Raw genomic sequence first — 19,782 nt, 5'->3', positions numbered from 1 at the left:
GGGTGTGCGCCCGCGTCGTGCAGGACGTGTGCTGTCTACCGTGAGGTCCGGCGCGCCAGACCCCGGCGTCGTCACCCGATGCCGGGGCCCGCCCCCGACCCGGACCGCTCGCCACGTGTCGGTCGGGCCGACCCGGGGGTGGGCATCGGATTGCGGTCCTCGGGGCCCCTACCGCTTGTGGCCGTTGCCGTGGCCGTCGGGATGCAGCACCACCTTCGTCCAGCCCTCCTCACGGGCGTCGAAGTGCTCATAGGCGGTGGGGGTCTCGTCCAGGCTGAGTTGGTGGGAGACGATGAAACTCGGCGTCGCCTTCTCGCCGGCGATCAGGTCCCGCAGTGCCCGGTTGTACCTCTTCACCGGCGCTTGGCCGGTCCCCATGTGCTGACCCTTGAACCACATCATGCCGAAGTCGATGGGCACCTTGCCCTGTGCCTCCAGCTCACCTTGGGCCTCTTCGCCGCCAGGGTCCTGAGGCAGGTAAACGCCCACCACACCGATGTCGCCCGTGAACCTGACCGAGTCGATCAGGTTGTTGAGGGTGAGGCTGGCGTCCTCGTGGCCCTCGGGGTCATGTGCCTGGTACCCGACGCACTCACACCCGTTGTCGGCGCCCAGACCGAGAGTCGCCTCCTTCACGACCTCCGCCGCGTCCTGCTCGGCGGTGTTGATCGGGATGGCCCCGATCTCCTCCGCCTTGCCCAGCCGGTCGGGCTGATGGTCGGCCACCCAGACACGGCCGGCGCCCTTGAGCACGGCGGAGTAGGCCGCCATCAGCCCGACGGGGCCCGCCCCGAAGATGATCGTCTGGTCACCCGGTTTGACGTGGGCCATCTCAGTGGCGTGGTAACCGGTGGGGAAGATGTCGGCGAGCATCACGTAGTCGGTCTGCCGCTCGGCGGCGTCCTCGCCCAGGCGCAGCGCGTTGAAGTCGCCGTAGGGCACGCGCAGCAGTTCCGCCTGGCCACCCTGGTAGGGGCCCATGTCGGCGAAACCGTAGGCGGCTCCGGCGAGGGCGGGTTCCGGCTGCATGGTCAGGCAGTAGTTGGTCAGCCCTCGCTCGCACTGCTTGCAGAAGCCGCAGGCGATGTTGAAAGGCAGAACCACGTACTCGCCGACCTTCACCTTGCTCACGGCCGGGCCGACCTCCACGACCTGGCCCATGTTCTCGTGTCCCAGCGTGCGGCCGGACTCGAACGAGGTGCGGCCCTCATACATGTGCAGGTCAGAACCGCAGATGTTGGTAGCGGTGATCTTGACGATGATGTCGCAGGGGTGCTCGATCTTCGGGTCCGGTACGTCCTTCACTGCGACCGTTCGCGGACCTTCGTATACCGCTGCTTTCATGATGACTTCTTTCGGTGCCGCTGCTCGAGCACGGCACTGACGGGTTGAGACGGCGTAGGCCCTGACTCCCGTGAGTCGCTGCGAGGGGCCACTGGGCTCCGGCACGCCTCTGCGGGCCGTTCACCCGAATCAAGGGGGAACGGTGGTGCCGCCGTCCTGCCGGGCGAAACTCCAGTGTTCCGGCGGCATGCTGTCCGGGTCCCCGTGGACCTCAACGCGTAACAGCAACGCACCGCCCGATCAGCGCAAATTCTCCGGACTCTGTCGTTGCCCCGTAGACGCGTCTTGCTAGTGGTCCTGATCGTTCTGCAGCATGCGGCGACGCTCTTGCTCGCGCTTGGAGTAGGCGGCTGCCCGGATCGCCTCGTCGGTCTCCAAGCCCGATCCGAGGGCGCCGCCCACCGTGGCGATCGAAGCGACGAACCAGGACAGCGTCCAGTACGCCGTGGCGTCCAGCGGGTTTCGAGTGAAGGAGGCGAACACCCTGTCGTTGAGGATGAACAACGCCCACACGAAGTTGATGACCAGCAAACCCACGTAGCAGACGACTACCCCGATGCCCACGGTCAAGACGGTCGAGATGTTGTAGAGGGCTGCCTGCTTCCTCGCCTCCGGTGACTCCTCCGCCGTTCGATGCCACAGTTTCGCATCCACGATCAGCCAGCCGATCATGAGCGCGACAGACCCGACCGTGGCGATCACGAGACGTGGCGTGCTCAGAGACGCGGCGAGGCTCCAGACGGTGGAGTTCACCGTGGCGATGGCTCCCGTGGCGAGTGCGGCTGCCAGGGCCTTCGACAGACCCGGCACCAACCGCCAGGGCCGGTTGGCGCGAACCATGCCGACCAGGACCCTGAGGTATCCGCGCAGCCCACTGGTGACGTACCTCAGATCGGCAGATTCCTCCTCTGCGACCGGGTCTGGTTGGACAGGCGCGTGACGGCCGACGGAAGGCTCCAGCGACAGCCGACTCGATCCAGCCTCTTCACCCTCCCTGGCACGCGCGCCGGCCAAGCTGAGTACGGCTTCCTCCACGGCCCGTCGAACCCTTGTCTGCAGCCGCAGGCCCCCCAGCGAGGGAAGGGACAGCAGCGCCAAACCGTCTTCATGACTCAGATCGACCACGAGTTTGCGCCCATGAGAGTGCAGCGGGAGATCGGTGAGGGCCACGACGATGTCCCAGTTCTCCTCACGCCCGCGGTCCCTGATCCGGCGCATCAAGGTGGGCGGATCCTCCGTCCCCGAAGTGAACGGCTCACTGACCACCTCTACGTCGAACCGTCTCCCCCGGCCCGACTTGCCGGCGAGTCGATCAGGAAGTCTCCGCGCCACACGCTGAGCGATCTCCGTGGGTGCATCGGGATCCGCCAGGAGAACCACCCGCATGACTGGACCCTTCTCGTCGGTCGCCCGCGATCGCAGGTGACCAAAGATTGCCTCCGCGGACGTGTCGGCGCACCCCGGCCTGCACCGTTTGCCACGCCGGACCACGATCGGCGCCCAACCCGGAGGCCGGCATCGAGCCGCATCCCTGTCGTCAGTCGGGGCGACGCCATGCCTTGACCAGCGGTTCCATCGATTTTACGGAGCAGCGACCTTGCCCGCCCCGCACGTCTCCCGCCCACACGACGGGACCTCTCTCGGTTTCCCGAACAGCACATGTTCAGCACATATGAACACGGGAAGCCCCGCGAAGATGTGAGAACTATGGCGTCATGATTCCCTGACCAGGGCGCGTGTTGCCAGCATTCCCGCAGGTCAAGGCCCAGGTCATAAGGACCTCCTAAAGCGGGTGTCGCAGGTTCGAATCCTGCCGGGGGCACCAGTCCAGCAGGGGCTCACCTCCGGATTCCCGGAGGTGAGCCCCTGCTGACATCCACGACCGACACCATGTGGGCGGCGACGTCCCGCTTCATCCCAGCGGGATAAGACTTTCCCTACTTCATCAAGGCCCGCGCACGGCGCGGGCGCGCGCCGCCTCTACGGCGCGGCCCGCCTCCTGTCTTCGCCCCGGCTGGCCGCGCCCGGCGGCGCGCTCGGCGACTGCGGGCATGAAGTGGGGAGACACCCTCTGTGGCTGGGGCGGTCGGCTCCACGGCTTTAGGCAGCCACTTTGGGGCGAGCCTCTAAGATCTTGGCCCCAACGTCGTGCTTTACGGGCAGGTCCACAGACTGCCCGACTCGCCATCAGCTTACGGGGCCAAGATCACTCGCCCCAAAGCAGCTCCAGCCCAAAGCCGCTCCACCGACCTGAACAAGCACGGCTGAGGAAGATGGCACCATTGAGCGCTTTCCAACCTCACGCTGATGCGTGGTGAAGGACGACTAGGTTCTGTCTTGCCGATCTTGGGCTGTGGGAGAATGTCATCCATGACTCGCATCCGAAGGAGCCGTGCCTCGTAGAACACCAGCTTCGCTTCGGCCGCGGGAACTCGGCTGGGGTAGACCGTGGGTGCGGTATCGAGATGTCCCAGGTCTGGGACCATCCACGCGGGTGCGGGTGCGGCGACGACGTTCCGCGCCCGCCCGACGGTGGTGCGCCAGGTCGCAAAGGGTCAGGGCGCCCTGAACCACTACCAGGTCCGCAGCTGGATCGCCGGGCACAAGCACGTCACTCTGGCTATGTTCGCCCTGCCGTTCCTGGCCGTGGCCGCTGACGACGCGAGGGTGACCAGACCCTCCCGCGATGCGCCGAGTATCGAGGCGATTCGGTGATTGCTTCGGGCGAGGAGAAGTATCGGGCGGACGTGGTGCGACCGGTCCGGGTAGCGTGCGTGGGTGCTCTTCACGCAGATACCGCCGCGCCGTGTGCCTCCGAGGGAGGCACCGGGTGCGTTCCTTGTTCAGGACATGTGGGACGACTTCGGGTTCAAGACCAGTTTCACACTGTGGTGTTTCAACGGCTCACGGCAGATCGAGATCGGTATCTGCAAGGTTGCCTGCTACGGGATGGAATCGGGCAGGGTCGACCTCCCGCAGACGTTCGAGCATCTCTCCGACCGGTACTTCTCGCTGGGGGTCGACGAAAGCTACTACACCCAGTTGCGTGACGAGTTCGACTCCAGCACGCGCGAGTCCATCCTCAGGACGTTGAAGGACGCCGCGTTCGATCCCCACCTCTTCGAGGTCGCCTCCGAAGAGGCGGCGATGACAACTTCGCTCTTGCGAGGCACGGAACCCGAGACGGTGACCGGCCAGTTCCACCGCATCGCGACCGGAGGGCCGACACGCTCCAAATTCGACATCGACTACCGCCAGCGCGTCTCGGAGCCCGATCGGTCGTGGATCCGCCTGGGCCTTGAAGTCGACCCCGATGCCATGCCGCCGACCAACGTGCACGCACTGATCGGCAGCAACGGTGTCGGCAAGACCCACGTCTTGGACACGCTCGCCCGCACCGTGCTTGGCGCGCGTCTTCAACCGATTGATGGAAGTCGGCTCACCGACCGTGCGGGGAACTATGCCCATCCGTTCGCGAACCTGGTTTCTGTCGGGTTCAGCGCCTTCGACGCCCTTGAGCCGCTCGCCCCGACCCGGCATGTCGGCTACCAGTACGTCGGCCTGAAGAAACGCGGGGAAAGCAGCCTGAAAGGGCCATCCGAGCTCGGGCAGGAGTTCGCCGACAGCGCGAGCGCCTGCGTGTCCCAAGGCCCCGTACGCGAACAGCGCTGGCGTGAGGCCCTGGAGCGTTTGGAGGAGACCGACCCAATCTTCCAGGACCAGCGAATCGCTCTCCTCGCAGCCCCCGACGGCGAACGGCCCGACGCGAAGAGCGTCTTCGCCCCGTTGAGCTCGGGGCACAAGATTGTCCTTCTCACCCTGGCCAGACTGGTCGAGCACTGCACCGAGCGGACCCTGGTCCTGGTCGACGAGCCCGAGGCACACCTGCACCCGCCACTGCTGTCGACTTTCATCCGGGTGCTGTCCGCACTGCTCCTGGACACCAACGGGGTCGCGCTCATCGCTACGCACTCGCCGGTGGTCCTCCAGGAGACACCGCGCCGCGCGGTGTGGGCGCTGCGCCGGGCGGGAAGCGACGTGGCGGTGGATCACCCCGAGATCGAGACGTTCGGGGAGAACGTGGGGGTCATCACCCGGGAGATCTTTGGTCTAGAAATCACCCGCACCGGATTCCACGCCATGATCGAGCAGTTCGCGAGGGAGGGGTACACCTACGAGGACATTCTGGACGCCTTCGACGACGCGCTGGGGGCAGAGGGCCGTGGGCTGGCCCGTGTGGCCGCTCGCCGCCACCGGGACGGGACGCGCTGATGCTGCACATCGACCGCCCGGTGCAGGAATCCGCCCGTGAGGTCTTCCAGCTCTGCACCAGCACCAAGGTCGGCAAGGTGCAGGGAAAGATTCTGTCGGGATACGAGGAGTCCATAGTCAAGGCGGCAGAGACCTTCGACGCGGCGTGCACCGCGTCTGCGCTGCACTCACTGGACCGCGGGGCGTTCGGCCCGAACCCGCCCGATAAGAATCACACCAAGGCGCTGATAAGGCTTTACGACCGGCGGCTGCGGGACAAGGAATACCCCGGGCGCCCGCTCTACGACCGGATCAGGAACGCCCCGGGCAAGTGCCCGTTGTGCGGGATCGGCCGCATCAAGCAGGTGGACCATCACCTGCCGAAAGCCCACTACCCCTTCCTGGCGGTGGCGCCCGACAATCTCATCCCTGTCTGCGCCGACTGCAATACCGTCAAGCTCGATCGCTTCCCGGCCACAGGGGGAGAGCAGAGCCTCCACCCCTATTACGACGACATCGAAGACCAGCTCTGGCTGCGCGCCGAACTCCTCGTCCAACCTGTCCCGGGGCCGCTCGATTGGCGGGTCCGCTACTTCGTGGACCCGCACCCCGCCTGGGGTGAGGACCTCGCCGACCGCGTGCGGTTCCACTTCGATGCCTTCGAGCTCGACACGCTCTTCGCGAAGCAGTGCGCCGACGAACTCGTCACTGTCGGCGCGGCTCTGGAGGAGGTGTTCCTTGCTGGTGGGGCGGGGGACGTCCGGGCCGAGCTCGCAAGCTTGATGCGCTTTCGCAGCAAGCCCCGGCAGAACACCTGGATGGCGGCCCTGTACCGCGCGCTCGCCGACAGCCCCTGGTACTGCGAGGGCGGGTTCCGAGACATCGCTGCGGGGTGAAGACCGGTGCGGCACGGGCGCTCCGCGGTGAACGAGCCTGTTCCACTGCCGGACTGGCTTACTCGTTGGGCGGCCAGCGCCAAGAAGCCCCTGGTAGATGGGTTTTCGACCAAGAGAACCAGATCCACCAAAGGCTTCGCGTGCTTATCTACCGCTCCGGCATCGTCCTGTCCAGCTTCACCTTGCGCTTCCTGGCCGGCCAACTGCGCTCGCGGCATCGACGGCAGGGCACGCGGTGGCGGCGCCTGCCGCCGGGCCGCCAGGCACTGCTGGTCCTGGCCCACCCGCGCAAGGGCGATACCTACGCCCAGCTCTCCGCAGGGTTCGGCATCGGCACCGCCACGGCCTACCGCTACATACGCGAGGCGATCGAAGTCCTGTCCGTCCTCGCCCCGACGCTCCAGCAGGCCATGGACGAGGCCCGACGCAAGGCGTTCCTGATCCTGGACGGCACGCTCCTGCCGATCGACCGGATCGCTGCCGACCGCCCGTACTACTCCGGGAAACACAAACGCCATGGAATGAACGTGCAGCTCATCGCCGATCCGCACGGCAAACTGCTGTGGGCCTCGCCTGCGTTGCCCGGTGCCACCCACGACCTGACCGCCGCCCGCACCCACGGGATCGTGGTGGCCCTGAGCACCACCGGGCTGACGACCTGGGGCCGACCGCGCATACCAGGCGGCGGGGCGACACATCCGGGTGCCGATCCGCGGCCGGAAACTCAAGTGGTGGCAGCGCCACCACAACACAACCCACGCCAAGATCCGCTGCGTCGGCGAACAAGCCGTCGCCACGCTGAAGGGCTGGCGAGTCCTCCGCAAGATCCGATGCAGCACCAACCGGATCACCGACCTTGTCCGAGCCGTCCTCACCCTTCATCTGGCCAGGTCAACGCCAAGATGAAATGCGCTCATTGCTAAAAGTCCATGGAATCTTCTCCTGCCGCTGGCCGGATCAGTCGCTGGCTGCCCAGGTCGATTACGTTGGCCGAAGCCGAACCGAGCATTGCGGACAGCGTCGACACGGAAGCAGCGGAAGTCGCGATTACTTGGTCACCGACATCAGAACACTCCGCAAGCCTTCGCAGCGTCGCCCGAAAGTGATCTTCGTCCAGTTCATGCTGGCGGGGCTCGTCCAACATCAGAAAACCCGGATGTTGAGTTCGCAGCGAGTTTGCTACTTCTCGAATCCCGTTCAGGTATGCGATCTTCGTACGAACAACGTCACTCGCGCTCGCATCCGTGTCGAGGTTGAGCCCTTCTCGCTCAGGCCTAAGCGTCTCCTCGTCGATGCTTACCAGAGCGGCATCATAGCTACTAAAACCGAAGTCAGTCAGCTGCTCTCTCACTGACCTCTGCAGCATGTCGCGCCGGCGATAGTCCTCCTGCGGCGTCACATTCGGCAGGTCTGAGAGCTCAGAACGAACCTCCAAGATCTCATTCGCCAACTCTTGCATCTCAATAAGGAGGTCCTGTACAGCCTCCCTCGCCCTGGTAAATTCAGACAGACGAACTTCTGCAGCAACCCGCTTCGCAATATCCCCTGAACTAGGGAACTCACCAGGCACCACTAGATCATCCTGGAGCGCTTTAATCTCCATCCGGCAGACGTCCACAGCCCTTTGAATGGCCCGATAGGAAACTCGGCTTTCTGTCGCCGCTTCCCGCGCCTGTCGTCGCATCTCTTCGAATGTTCTAATCTGTGATGACAGTAGCGAGATCGTAGCGTCGACGTCTAGAACTGGACCGACATGCTCAACTTCAACATTTGACAACGGTTGATGGCAGGTGGGGCAATCAGTTGCTTCTAGATCAAGCACATCGCTAGACGCTCCCAGCCTGAGCAGTGTCTTGACGTCTTGATTCTTAAGCTTCTCGTCGGACATTGCAGTGATCCGGTCATCGAGAATCGCGACCTGCTTTTCGTTCAGCGTCAAATTCTGCTCCACGATTTTAGCCATCGTGGTGAGCCGCCTTAGCTCCCTTTCCTGCTCCGACAGCCGCTCCCGGATCAAGTCGTATCCAACTTCAGTTACTTGCGGTGCTGGCTCAGGGGTAGCGGCCTCACGCAGAGACAGCATCAACTCCTCGTCGCTGACCCATTCCTCGTCCACAAGAACCTGCAAGCGAGCTTCTGCAGTTACTGTTGGGCGCGTCGGCCTAGAGCCACTTCGAGCCCTAGCCCCAACAGGCAACTCTGGCAAGCCAATGACCCGTCCGCCGGCAGCAGAGGCCGTAGCCTCCACGGCTGCTAGCTTTTTGCTCCAATCACTACGCAGCTTTTTGAGCTTATCCTCAAGACGATAGCGCTGAGCCGCCGTTTCGGGTCCAGCGAATCCGAGAAGGAACTCTGCAGCTCGTCGCGTTGGCTCACGCAATTGGTACTGGGTGACAGGCCGAGGTCCCGCAGATCCCCATGAACGCTGATCCGCGTACAGGAAGGGGAAAATGATCTCAGGATAGAGCAACGCCTCGCCGCCAGTGTACTTAGGGATGGCAGGAAGCTGCCATCCTAGATACTCCGCCAGGAAGCGATGAAAGCCCCGCGGGTTTCTCGCAGAGCCTGATTCTCGCACGAAATATTCTTCGTGACGGATATTTGTTACACCCTCTGTGATGGCAGCGCCTCGCCATACGCGAACCAGATTCGGCTGCACCCGACTGTTCTTGACGGCTCTTTGAGCGGTGATGATTCCGTTTGCGTTCTCTAGCTCTACTGCGCACCAGCTCGATCCAACCGCTACGGCGCGTTCGGGTTCTCCGTAGGAGATCTGGGTCGTTAAAGCGCTACCAAGTGACGTTCCCGAATTAGGGCCGAACATAGATTCCAGCCCCAATGAATAGACAACGGCCTGCAGTGATTGCGTCTTTCCGCGACTGTTACTGGCTCGCAAGACATTCAGGCCGGGTGTGAAACTAACGGTTGCGCCAGCGGGCCCGGCTGCACTGTGAACACGCAGTTTTACCGCTCGAATCCTGGTCTTCATTCCAAACCCCTCAGCCTGACCATTAGGAAGCGCGCGTAAGCCGTCGCGCAACTGCCGCGTCACTTAGCTTGCTGAATTGACGGATGTACGCCTTCTCGGCGCTCATAAGTTCCTCATCAAGTTCGATTTGTTGAGCGAACAGAACACCCGGCGGCTGGAGAGTGACGCGGTTATGGCTCGCACCCGTAATACTCACGATACCCCGAATGAGCCCGACGTTAAGCGCAACAGGAAGGTGGGGATCGGACCTTTGAGTGACAGTATTCGCGTATCTACTGCCAGACCACCACGACAGGAGCATCTGACCCGCGCGTTTGCTCTGCAGTGACCACGTAAATAGATGAAGATTCTCAATGGTCGCACTATTATTATTGAAGGCGCTCAGCACTAGCGCGACTTGAGCAAGCTTATAGGCAACGCGCGCATCGGCTGGGATCGGGTGAGGTTGGCTGCGAAACTCGATCCGCGCATTGGCGAGTTCGTCGTGGACACCCAAAAATCCGGAGGTCATATCGGCTCCCTAGGATGCCAGATCTTCATAGAAGTCCAGTGGGCACCTCATCAGCCACTCTGCGACCTGCCCTTGGGCCAGCGTCCGCGAGTCACCTGACGTGGTATCCGGCGCACATGCCCTTACCCTGCTCTCAGTCTCTAGCAGGACCCGCTGCAGCAGCGTGGCAGGACGACTATCGTCTAGACTGAACTCCATTACGAGACGCTGTTCCAAGTCGTCTAGTTCCGACTCAAGCAGTGTATGAATTTCGGTGTAATGAAGCTTGATGTACGCGCGAAATTCCTGACTGTTGATGTACGAGCGCAGGAGACCTGTCACGTACTCACTTCTACGTGACTCTTCGCGCAATCGGTGCACTTTGCCGAGCTTCTCGCGCATCTTATCTGCGTTAGCACTATCGACTGAACTATAGTCCGGCTCGGAAAGCGGCGGCAGATGCATGCGAGCGAGTTGCGCGTTGACTACCCTCTTGTAGCTGAGCTCGTAGTCCTCCATTGTCTGGCAGATGACGTGGATTTCAGGGTCTGCGTAAACAAGATTCGCATCGCGAACTCTTTTCGTTTGCGATGCACAGTGAGCTACAAGATCCTTATTGTCGATGTAAGGGCACATGATGATCCAGCGGTTGATCTTCACGTGCTCACCAAAGAGCTTCTTGAGCTTATCGGCGTTATCGATAAACTTGCCGACATCCTTCGTTGTCTTGTCGCGTTGTTTCTCGTATCGCTTCTGATGCGACAGTGGCTCTTCGGGGCTGTAACACTGGAAAAGGTGACCACTTAGCGTGTACGCCTCAAGTCCATGGTCTCCGCCCGTGTCTGGGACAGGGACAAGGTCGGCCCCGTGCTGCATCCTGAGCACTCGCGTGCACAGGTCCTGCCACTCCGCGCCACTGAGGCCGATCAAGCCATGCATGCTCTGATCCACAACATGAAGCTAGCTGCCGACATGGTCACTTGTCTCACCTGTTAGTCAAATCGACTGCTTGCTGACCAAGTTCGCGCTGTAAGGGCCTGCAGGCCGTGCAGAAGCCCGTGCGTGCCACCTGTGGCGAAGCGTCGTCCTCGTAGCGATCGTCGCCGGGGACGCGGCTCGTTCGGGAGCCCGTGCCCGGCTCAGCCCTTGACGGCTACGGCAGCGTGGACGGCAGCGGAGGCGGGCCTCAGGGGCGTCTGACGGCCCTGCATGGCGCCGGCGTAGGCCGATCGGCTGGACCCGCCAAGGTGTGCCCGCATCTTCTAAGCGCTTGGCGACCGGCCCCCCGGGGGCGTCCCTGGGCCGTCCAAGGCCAGTCGCTGCCAACCAACAGCGCTGAAGCCCACGACGTCTGATCTGGTCAGAGCCGTGGGCATCTCAGCTCCGCTGGTCAGCGGAAGGAATGATCAGTAGGCGGGCTTCTCTCTGCGTGTGTCGAGGGACGTCGCCGCAGAGCAGCCGCTCTTGGTGGTCTCTCAGGGGCGCGGCTCCCCGAGCGCTAGGAGATGCCCGCGACTAGTAGCAACGCGTAGGACGTCCCGGAGAGCCCCGCTCAGCTCCTTCGCCAAGCGCCACATCTCGTCAAGGGCCACATCCCGGTCGTTGAGAGTTTCGGAGGCTTCCTCCAGGAGCTCGGCCGCCATGCCGAGTTGGACCGCCTCGACATTGTCCGCCAGGCGAGACATGTAGCCGCCCCGTTCATCGGTGCTCAGGTAGCAGGGCTTGCCTTCCGGGCCCGACCACGGGAGGAGCCGCAGTTCGTTCGGTGCCGTCATCCCTTGCTCTGCCTTTCGTCGATCACGTGGTGGGTGGTGAACACGGCGTCGACTCGATCCCCTGGGAAGGCCAGAAGCGTGGCTTCGACGACGCGGCCCGTGGAGTCGGTGGCGATGCGAGTGATGGAGAGGACGACTGACGCGATGCCGATTCGGAGGGCCGAGGCTTCGTCCGGTGTCGGGAAGCGAGCGCTCACCGTCTCTCGGGCAGCAGTCGGGGGTGGAACGAGGAAGGCGAACCTTCTGGCTGCCTCTCTGGACGTGGAGGGGTCGTCGAGTAGCTTCGGGCGGGACCAGGTCGTGCGGCATGTAGACGCGCGCCAGGCCGTGTGGTGACACACCTGCGCGGCTGAGGCAGGTGAACTCCACGACGGGGCTGCCCGTCGGCACCTTCAACAAGGTCGCCAAGTGCGCTTGTGCCTGAACTGCGGTGCTGCGGATGGTGACGCGCAAGTCCGGTTCGGCGGCGGTCCACGGGTCCAGGGTGCCCCAGCCGCCGACGTACATGATCTTGCGGTGAGGGCGGCGGACGAAGTTGCCTTTGCCGTGGATCTTCTCGACGAGGCCTTCCCTCTGGAGCACGGCGAGTGCTCTTCGCAGCGTCACCGTGCTGATCCCGTAGCGGTCGGCGAGAGCAGCCTCGGATGGAAGGCGTTCGCTCGGCAGGATGCGGCCGGCTGTGATCTGCTGCCGGAGGTCGTCGGCGATGTCGAGGTGGCGTGAGCGCATGGAGCCGGTCACCGCCTTCTCAGCATTCGCACGGCGACGAGCCGGGTACGCGCATGTATGGTCAGCAGTTCGCCCGACTCGAAGACCAGTTGCTTCGCTCCCTGGGGGAGTTGGAAGAGGTCTCTCACCCGGAAGGCATGGCCGCCGAGTTGGATAATGTCGCCGCGTTGCACGGTGGTCGCGGTGACCTCGACGTTGGAGACCAGCGCGCCGCCGGGGGCATACGCCGTCACCGCGTCACCTCCAAGGACGCGGACGGGTCAACACCCGAGTGGCACGGGGCAGTCGCACGCCTCGCAGATCACCGGGATGTCGGACGGGGCCGGCGTCGGGGAGGCGTCGGCGCAGACGTGGTGCGTGCCGATCCGACATGCAGTCGAGCGGTAGGGGACGGACGCGGCGTCTGCGATGTGCGGCTGTCGACGATGTGGCAACAGCAAGCCCCTGTCAGCGCTGACCAGGCGTCCGCCGAGAGGCGAGGGGCGATGACCATCGCACGTGTCCGGACGCGTCCTTCCATCACCACGCGCCAGCAGCAGCCAGGCTTGCTCAGCCCAGCAACCGTCAACCGGGGCCGCACTGTCAAGCATCCACCGGGACCGGACAGGGCAGCAGCCCGAGCATGATTCAAACTCCCTCTACTGGTTCAAGGCGGCTCGCTCCGCTCACCGCGCGCGGTACATAATTCAGCTATTTGCCGTGGGAGGGGTACGTCCCGGCTGGGGCGGTCGGCTCCGAAGGCTTGGATCGGATATCAAAGCTCGGCCGCAGCGCCATCTTGCTCTTCCCACGCCCTCACGTAGGAAAGGCTCCTGAGCATTGTCACATCAAATTCAGCTACTTGCCCATCTCCGGTGAGCGCGAACCAACCCCCCAGCCTTCCAGTCACCGACGTTCCGAGTGTTTCATGCGCTTCGGGCGCGAGCGGCATCTGGAATGTGGCAGAACCGAAACCTACCGTCACCTCTGCGGCAGAGTACGCACTGCGCACGTCAATACTAGTGAAATAGAGCGACTCGATTGGCCCGAAATCCTCAGGGCTTCGATCGGAAAACTCTGGAAAGTTCCCCAAATCTTCGTGATCAACAATTTGATCAATGATCGAGAGGAGTATTTCACTCGACAAGGCTTTCATGGTCAGCGACACCTTAGTGCGCGAACAGAGAGCGTCAATCACCGAATCGATGCTGGTGTGATAGTGAAAATCAGAGGATCTCTCACCCAGTTCCTCCACAAGGTTCGGATGCAAGGAATGGTCCCGCTTCGAAGTGGCAAAGTCTTCTGTATTTCCGGAAGCGAAATGAGTGTCCCCTGCCCTCTCGAAGTGGCACCTTTTGACACAGAGCCAAATCGCTGAGTCGCGAGCACCCGTGCCGTTTACCTTCGCCGGCTTTCGCCTCATAGCCTCGCGCTCCAGTGCCTCAATCGCGTCTTCTCCATCCAACTCAAGAACGGCGAATGAGGTCTCCAGCTCCTCCTTCCATTCATCGACAATAGTTTCCAGCGAAGGGAAATAGGCTGCGTTAATCTCGCAGTACTTCGCAAGGTTCGCCACAGCAGCATTGTGCTGGTCGATGGCTTGTTGCACCACCTGCCGCCTAGCATTAATTGACTCCGCCAGCACGACACGAGGAATCGCCACGGTGGCACCAAGGGCAGGGGCTATGCGCAGCAACGTGGAGATTGCCACATTCTTGACCTTTCCTTGTCTGGGCAATAGGTTCGTGTCGAGAACGATCAGCATGATCACCTGTCCGCTACTTCGTCAGCGCGCGAAGAGATTTCATCAGCGAGGGAACTGAAGAGGTTGATGGCATTTCGGGCCCGAGTGTAATGCGCACCCCGGGCCTCGCTTCCATTCAGTTCGAATACGGCCTTGTGTGTCCGCTGAGCAATAGGCACCAAACTAGAGAGGTTGGGCACCTCGCCGATCGATGCCGCACCTGATGGAGGAAGCACCCCAACACCTCCTAGAGATGCCACAATTCCCGATTGGTAAGCATCGGGAATTCGCTCATTCCAATGCTTATACGCCTCTGCTGGTTGGTCTCGATAAACAGTGAACTGTTGACTCACATAGCCGAGCGGACTCGGAAGGCCCGGCGGAAGCTCGAAATCAAATTCCAGACCTCTTCTCTCCACTGCCCTCTTCGCTGTACCCCACTCGTCAATCCAGTTGGCAACACTCTTGCCAACGCTAGGTAGCGCCGTTAGCGAGAAGAGATCTGGGGCGAGGGGCACCACAAATCCGGTTGAACCAACTATGACGTTTCTGTTTAGCGCTCCGACGTTCGGCCCAAGATCAACGAAGACATAATCAGCCGAGACTTGAGACGCGATTTCCATAATCAACCGATAGATGGCCGTACTTACCTGGAAACCTCGCGGCTGACCCGCCAGAGCCTCAGTCCACCCCGTGGGGGCGAACTCTTCGTAATCGCTCAATCGAATGTCCCCCGGTAGGACCCAGGCAGAATCCCTGATTTTTACCGGGCGAATCACCTTGAGAGCGCCTGACCCCTCGACTACGGGGCGCAGACAAGAATAGATCGTCCCACCCGAACCGAACAATGACTCAACTTTAGTTACGGGCAGGGCAGCGCTTGTCAGGTTGGCCTGCGCGTCAGCATCGATGAAAAGAACTCGCTTCGTTTTTGCCAAAGCGATGCCAATGTTATAGACGAGAGTGGTCTTTCCGACACCACCCTTATGATTGAAGAAGGAAATGATTTTCATGCAATGTTCTCCATAGTCCGCACAAATTCACGATGCCCCGAAGCGCCCGCAACTTTCGACTGTCGAAGGCAGGGTGGAGATGGGTGGATATATACGCAATTTCCCGAGTGTCTTTTTTGCCGCGCCCCTCGATCCAGAGATCGTAGCGAGTCTAGGCTCCTCATTCGACTCTTCCGCTCTACTCGTGACAGTCAGATTGCGGTAATGGAATATCGCCGTGCCATTCACATGGCGGAACATCCGGTGGCTTACGGGCAGCGGCAAGGATCAGACCATAGGTGAGACCCCGCTCCATCGCAGGTCACTTCGTCGGTGGCTTCAGCACACCCCAAGCTTCCCAAGTTGAGGACTCAGCAACACGTGCCGGCTGCCGTTGCTTGCTCTGGGCGACGGCACTGACATCGTGGTGAAGGCCGGCGGGGGTGCAGCGAGGCACACGCGCGCCTGATCGGTCGGCGCACCCGCCGTCGTGGCTGACTGTCGTCGGCTGAGGTTCGTGCCACAAAGGTGCCAGATGCAGAGGTCAGCCACGGTCAGCCCCGGTGCCCCGCGGTCAAGTAGCCGCCCGCTTCCTCGGCCGGCGAAGCCGCAGCTCAGCCAGCAGATCACCCAGCCTCTCTCCGAAAGCGGGTGTCGCAGGTTCGAATCCTGCCGGGGGCACAGAGAAGCACATGGTCAGAGGCCCTTTCGTCCGACGGACGGGAGGGCCTTCTTCCTCGCGGCAGCAGACATGGCACACCCAGTGCACAACCGCGCGCCGCTACCGACAGCAGGGCTCAGCCCGTCAGCGATCCTCATCCACCTGCTCGCGGCGCTTCTGGCGTTGGCTTCGCGTGCCCGCACGAGCCCACCGTGATCAGGGCACGGGGCACGGGGCGCGTCGTGGTCGGGGCGGGGCGCGGGCGCGGGGGTGCGTTTCGCGTCAGAGCGCGACGGCACTCGCCGGTCGAGTTGACCCAGCGGAGGGAACCACGCGGCGCGCGGGCGTGAGCAGTGGCTCAAAGGCGCGCTTGGTGAAGAGACTGGGGAGCTGGTCCGTGCTCGTCGCCCGAAACGGGGTACCCCGGCGGCGCACGAGCCCTCCGCTCGTCCCGCCCCCCAGGAGGCAACGCCCATGACGTTCAATCCGTTGGAGCAGCGGGGCATCCCGCTGGACCGGCAGCTGCGCAACTGGCGTGAGCTGAACGTGGACCCGATCGACCCGGACCACTGCGACCCGTACACCCGCTGCCGCATCATCACGATGAACGGCATCGAGGTGGAGGCGATCCTCTTCAGCCACCAGCTCGCCCGGAACACGGTCGACCCGGAGGTCAAGCGGCAGCTGGCGCGGGTGCGCTACATCGAGGCGCAGCAGCAGAAGGTCGTGAACTGGCTGCTCCCCGGAGTCTCCTCGGTGCTGGAGACGACCATCGCATACGAGCAGGTCGCCGTGGACCTGACGGCGTGGGTGGCACGGATGGAGCCGGACCCGTACCTGAAGCAGGCGTACCAGTTCGGGGTGCTGGAGGACTTCGACCACCTGTACCGGTACGCGAACCTGTACGAGATGATCGAGCACCGCAAGGCGGAGTCGATCGTCGACGGCCTGACCGAGGTCATGCCCGGCCGGCCCACCAGGTACCACCACCGCAATCCGGTCGACAACGTCCGCGACCCGTACGCCAAGGACCAGACGAACCCGCTGTCCAAGCTGCACGCCCTGACGATCATGTCGGCGGAGCAGCAGACCATGAACTTCTACATGAACACCGGCCCCACCTACATGGAGCCGATCGCCCGCCAGCTCTACCAGGAGATCGGGCTGATCGAGGAGGAGCACGTCACCCACTACGAGTCGCTCGTGGACCCGGGTGAGACGTGGTGGGAGCAGCTGGTCAACCACGAGTACAACGAGTGCTACCTCTACTACTCCTTCATGGAGCAGGAGAGCGATCCCAGGGTCAAGGCGATCTGGGAGCTGCACCTGAACATGGAGCTGGAGCACCTGCACGCCGCCTGCGACCTGATGCGCCGCCACGACGGCCGCGACCCCGCCTCGGTGCTGGCCCCCGAGCTGCCCAACGTGCTCACCTTCGAGCCGAACAAGGGGTACCTGCGGGAGCTGCTCGACACCCAGATGGACCTCACGACCCTGGGCGCCGGCTATGTGCGTGAGGCGCACGAGCGGTTCGAGCAGATGCAGGAGCAGATCCACGGCGGCGAGGCACCCCCCAGCGACCGGGTGATCCACGAGCACCAGGAGATGTTCGGGCGCGAGTACCGCGTCCAGAGCGAAGGCGAGCACCCCGACCCCGCGCAGCGCGAGAAGTAGGGAGGCCGCCATGTCCGAGCTGAAGACCCCGCACGCCGGGGACGACCTCTCCAAGGACGACGACGTCGTCTCCCTGCTGATGCGCCAGCACGGCGACATCCGCAACCTCTTCGACGAGGTCGAGGCCACCAAGGGTGAGGAGCGCCGGGACGCCTTCCACCGTCTGGTGCGGCTGCTGGCCGTGCACGAGACCGCCGAGGAGGAGGTCGTCCACCCCTTCGCGCGCAAGGGCTTCCCCGGCGGCGAGCAGGTGGTGAAGGACCGGCTCGCCGAGGAGAAGGCGGCCAAGGAGACCTTGTCCGCGCTGGACGAGATGGACACCGACGACCCGAAGTTCATGCCCCAGCTGCTCAAGCTGCGCAAGGACGTGCAGGAGCACGCGCGGGCCGAGGAACGCTACGAGTTCACCCACATCCGCCGCAGCACCGACGCCACCAACCTCGCCGCGATGGCCAAGGCCATCAAGGCCGCCGAGGCGATGGCGCCCACCCGTCCCCACCCGGGTGTCGAGTCCGGGGCGAAGAACATGGCGCTCGGGCCGGTCGCCGCCCTCATGGACCGCACCAAGGACGCCGTCCGCAAGGCCATGGGCAAGGGCTGACTCCGCGTCCTCCTGGCCGGCCGGGCCCCTGTGACCGGTCGGCCGGGACGCGAGAGCGGTGCCCTCCACAGCGGCTGTTTGCCCCCTGCCCCTGGGGGGACCCTCCGCCCATGAGCAAGAAGCCAGGTCGCCGCCGTACGGGGCAGAACCGAATGCTGTGGCTGCTCGACGCCCTGGAGCGTGATCCCAGGGCGGACGCGGCGATCGACAAGCTGACCACACGCGTGCGAGCGCTCCCGCTGGGCCGCGCGCGGGACGGGTTGCACGGCAGGTGGCTGGGGCATCCCGTACACCCCTTGATGGTGCAGGTGCCGATCGGCAGTTGGATGTCCGCCGCCGTGCTCGACCTGTGGCCCGGCCGTTCCCGGGAGGCCGGCCTGCTGGTGGGTGTGGGACTGGCGGCGGCCGGACCCGCTGCGCTGGCGGGCGCGGTCGACTGGGCCGAACTCCATCGGCAGCAGACACGGGTGGGGCTGGTGCACGCCGTGGCCAACACGGCGGCCGTGGGACTGTACGGCGCCTCGCTCCTGTGCCGCCTCACCGGACGGGCCGGTGCGGGCCGCGCGTACGGCTTTCTCGGGCTGACGGTGGTGGGGCTGGGCGGCATGCTGGGCGGCCACCTCGCCTACCGGCAGGCTTCCGGCGCCAACCACGCCGAGGAGGTGCCGCACGTCGTCGGCGAGGGCTGGCACCGGATCGGCACCGTGGACGAGTTCCCCGCCGGCCGGCCCGTGCGGCGTGCCGTGGACGACGTACCGGTCCTGGTGGTGCGCGAGACCGGCGGCACCTTCCACGCGCTGGCGGACCGGTGCAGTCATCTGGCGGGCCCGCTGTCCGAGGGCACGGTCGCCGACGGGTGCGTCCGCTGTCCCTGGCACGGCAGTGTCTTCCGGCTCTCGGACGGCTGGAACGTCCGCGGCCCCGCCACCGCGCCCCAGCCGGCCTTCGACACCCGCGTCGTCGACGCACAGGTGGAGATCAGGCTGCGCCGGGAGGACGGGACGGAGAAGCCGGCCGACCGCGAAGCGGACGAGGCACCGAAGCGGGAAGAGGAGAGCAGGGGCCATGGGTTCAGCGACTGACGGCCGTCTCGCGGAGCGTCTGAGGCGACGGCTGCGACACACCGAACGCACGTACTCGGCGGGGGAAGCCCGCCCGCTGCGCGGCTATCTGGCGGCCATGACGGCCTTCGGCGCGTACACGGCGGGGTGGGCGACGGTGGTCAGGATGCGTGGCCGTCCGCTGCCGGACCGGCCCGTGCCCTGGGACGTGGCGCTGACCGCGGTGGCGACCTTCCGGCTGAGCCGACTGCTGAGCAAGGCGTCGGTGACCAGCCCGCTGAGGGCCCCCTTCACCACGTATCAGGGTCCGCAGGGGCCGGCCGAGCTGCATGAGGAGGCGCGGTCCGAGGGCGCCAAGGACACGGTCGGCGAGCTGCTGACCTGCCCGTTCTGCATGAGCGTGTGGGTGGCCTCGACCCTCACCGCCGGGCAGTTGCTGTGGCCCCGCGCCACCCGCACGGCCATGGGGGCGCTCACCGCGCTGGCGGGCGCGGACGCGTTGCAGCTGACGTACAGCGCGCTGGTGGACAAGACGACCGGTGAGTGAGCCCGTCCCACCACGCGCCGGAACGCCTTCCGGCGGAGCCCGGCGTCGC

General features: G+C 64.1%; 15 protein-coding genes, 1 tRNA gene and 2 pseudogenes. 8 read left to right on the top strand and 10 right to left on the bottom strand.

Annotated features, from left to right (window positions below):
* Positions 1-168: 168 nt before the first annotated feature.
* Positions 169-1,344 carry a glutathione-independent formaldehyde dehydrogenase gene (locus ACGF5T_RS08290; protein WP_366766669.1) on the bottom strand — a complete coding sequence of 392 codons (1,176 nt, stop codon included), beginning with the start codon at positions 1,342-1,344 and terminating at the stop codon, positions 169-171.
* Between the two features lie 288 nt (positions 1,345-1,632).
* Positions 1,633-2,730, bottom strand: coding sequence for a hypothetical protein (locus ACGF5T_RS08285; RefSeq protein WP_366766670.1), 1,098 nt, complete (start codon positions 2,728-2,730; stop codon positions 1,633-1,635).
* Positions 2,731-4,122: 1,392 nt separating this feature from the next.
* On the opposite strand from ACGF5T_RS08285, the gene ACGF5T_RS08280 reads away from it, so the two are divergent.
* The 3 genes and pseudogenes from ACGF5T_RS08280 (at position 4,123) to ACGF5T_RS08270 (ending at position 7,397) form a co-directional block, all read left to right on the top strand.
* A complete protein-coding gene (locus tag ACGF5T_RS08280) occupies positions 4,123-5,616 on the top strand; it encodes an AAA family ATPase (protein WP_366766671.1) in 1,494 nt (497 codons plus the stop codon).
* A complete protein-coding gene (locus ACGF5T_RS08275) occupies positions 5,616-6,491 on the top strand; it encodes a hypothetical protein (RefSeq protein WP_366766672.1) in 876 nt (291 codons plus the stop codon). The genes ACGF5T_RS08280 and ACGF5T_RS08275 overlap by 1 nt, the downstream gene beginning before the upstream one ends.
* Before the next feature lie 140 nt (positions 6,492-6,631).
* A pseudogene (locus ACGF5T_RS08270) lies at positions 6,632-7,397 on the top strand (transposase family protein).
* Between the two features lie 13 nt (positions 7,398-7,410).
* Here the strand turns inward: ACGF5T_RS08270 and ACGF5T_RS08265 are convergent.
* The 8 genes and pseudogenes from ACGF5T_RS08265 to ACGF5T_RS08230 all read right to left on the bottom strand — a co-directional run bounded on the left by ACGF5T_RS08265 (position 7,411) and on the right by ACGF5T_RS08230 (position 15,210).
* Positions 7,411-9,480: a hypothetical protein gene (locus ACGF5T_RS08265; protein WP_366766673.1), complete on the bottom strand. Its 2,070-nt coding sequence runs from the start codon at positions 9,478-9,480 to the stop codon at positions 7,411-7,413.
* Between the two features lie 22 nt (positions 9,481-9,502).
* Positions 9,503-9,991 carry a hypothetical protein gene (locus tag ACGF5T_RS08260; RefSeq protein ID WP_366766674.1) on the bottom strand — a complete coding sequence of 163 codons (489 nt, stop codon included), beginning with the start codon at positions 9,989-9,991 and terminating at the stop codon, positions 9,503-9,505.
* A 9-nt stretch (positions 9,992-10,000) separates the two neighbouring features.
* Positions 10,001-10,921 (bottom strand): hypothetical protein, encoded by a 921-nt coding sequence (locus tag ACGF5T_RS08255; protein ID WP_366766675.1) that lies wholly within the window; start codon positions 10,919-10,921, stop codon positions 10,001-10,003.
* 524 nt (positions 10,922-11,445) lie between these two features.
* A complete protein-coding gene (locus ACGF5T_RS08250) occupies positions 11,446-11,745 on the bottom strand; it encodes a hypothetical protein (protein WP_366766676.1) in 300 nt (99 codons plus the stop codon).
* Positions 11,742-12,474, bottom strand: a pseudogene (locus ACGF5T_RS08245) (GntR family transcriptional regulator). Before ACGF5T_RS08245 ends, ACGF5T_RS08250 begins: the two are co-directional and overlap by 4 nt.
* An 8-nt stretch (positions 12,475-12,482) precedes the next feature.
* Entirely contained in the window at positions 12,483-12,707 is a 225-nt protein-coding gene (locus tag ACGF5T_RS08240; RefSeq protein WP_224317475.1) for a hypothetical protein, read from the bottom strand.
* A gap of 521 nt (positions 12,708-13,228) precedes the next feature.
* Positions 13,229-14,218, bottom strand: coding sequence for a PIN domain-containing protein (locus ACGF5T_RS08235; protein ID WP_366766746.1), 990 nt, complete (start codon positions 14,216-14,218; stop codon positions 13,229-13,231).
* A gap of 2 nt (positions 14,219-14,220) precedes the next feature.
* On the bottom strand, positions 14,221-15,210 hold the full coding sequence (locus ACGF5T_RS08230; protein WP_366766677.1) for a ParA family protein: 990 nt from the start codon (positions 15,208-15,210) through the stop codon (positions 14,221-14,223).
* 585 nt (positions 15,211-15,795) lie between these two features.
* Between ACGF5T_RS08230 and ACGF5T_RS08225 the strand changes: the two genes are divergently transcribed.
* The 5 genes from ACGF5T_RS08225 to ACGF5T_RS08205 all read left to right on the top strand — a co-directional run bounded on the left by ACGF5T_RS08225 (position 15,796) and on the right by ACGF5T_RS08205 (position 19,733).
* A tRNA-Arg gene (locus ACGF5T_RS08225) sits at positions 15,796-15,870 on the top strand.
* A 454-nt stretch (positions 15,871-16,324) separates the two neighbouring features.
* Positions 16,325-17,524, top strand: a complete 1,200-nt coding sequence (locus tag ACGF5T_RS08220; RefSeq protein ID WP_356608224.1) for a hypothetical protein — start codon at positions 16,325-16,327, stop codon at positions 17,522-17,524.
* A 10-nt stretch (positions 17,525-17,534) separates the two neighbouring features.
* Entirely contained in the window at positions 17,535-18,125 is a 591-nt protein-coding gene (locus ACGF5T_RS08215) for a hemerythrin domain-containing protein (protein WP_356608226.1), read from the top strand.
* A 110-nt stretch (positions 18,126-18,235) separates the two neighbouring features.
* Positions 18,236-19,207, top strand: coding sequence for a Rieske (2Fe-2S) protein (locus ACGF5T_RS08210; protein WP_356608227.1), 972 nt, complete (start codon positions 18,236-18,238; stop codon positions 19,205-19,207).
* Entirely contained in the window at positions 19,191-19,733 is a 543-nt protein-coding gene (locus ACGF5T_RS08205; protein WP_356608229.1) for a DUF1360 domain-containing protein, read from the top strand. The genes ACGF5T_RS08210 and ACGF5T_RS08205 overlap by 17 nt, the downstream gene beginning before the upstream one ends.
* Positions 19,734-19,782: the final 49 nt, after the last annotated feature.

Source organism: Streptomyces sp. NPDC047853, assembly GCF_043204535.1.
GTDB lineage: Bacteria > Actinomycetota > Actinomycetes > Streptomycetales > Streptomycetaceae > Streptomyces.
Note: the sequence above shows the minus strand (reverse complement) of the source record. Positions and strands in the feature narration are given on the sequence as shown.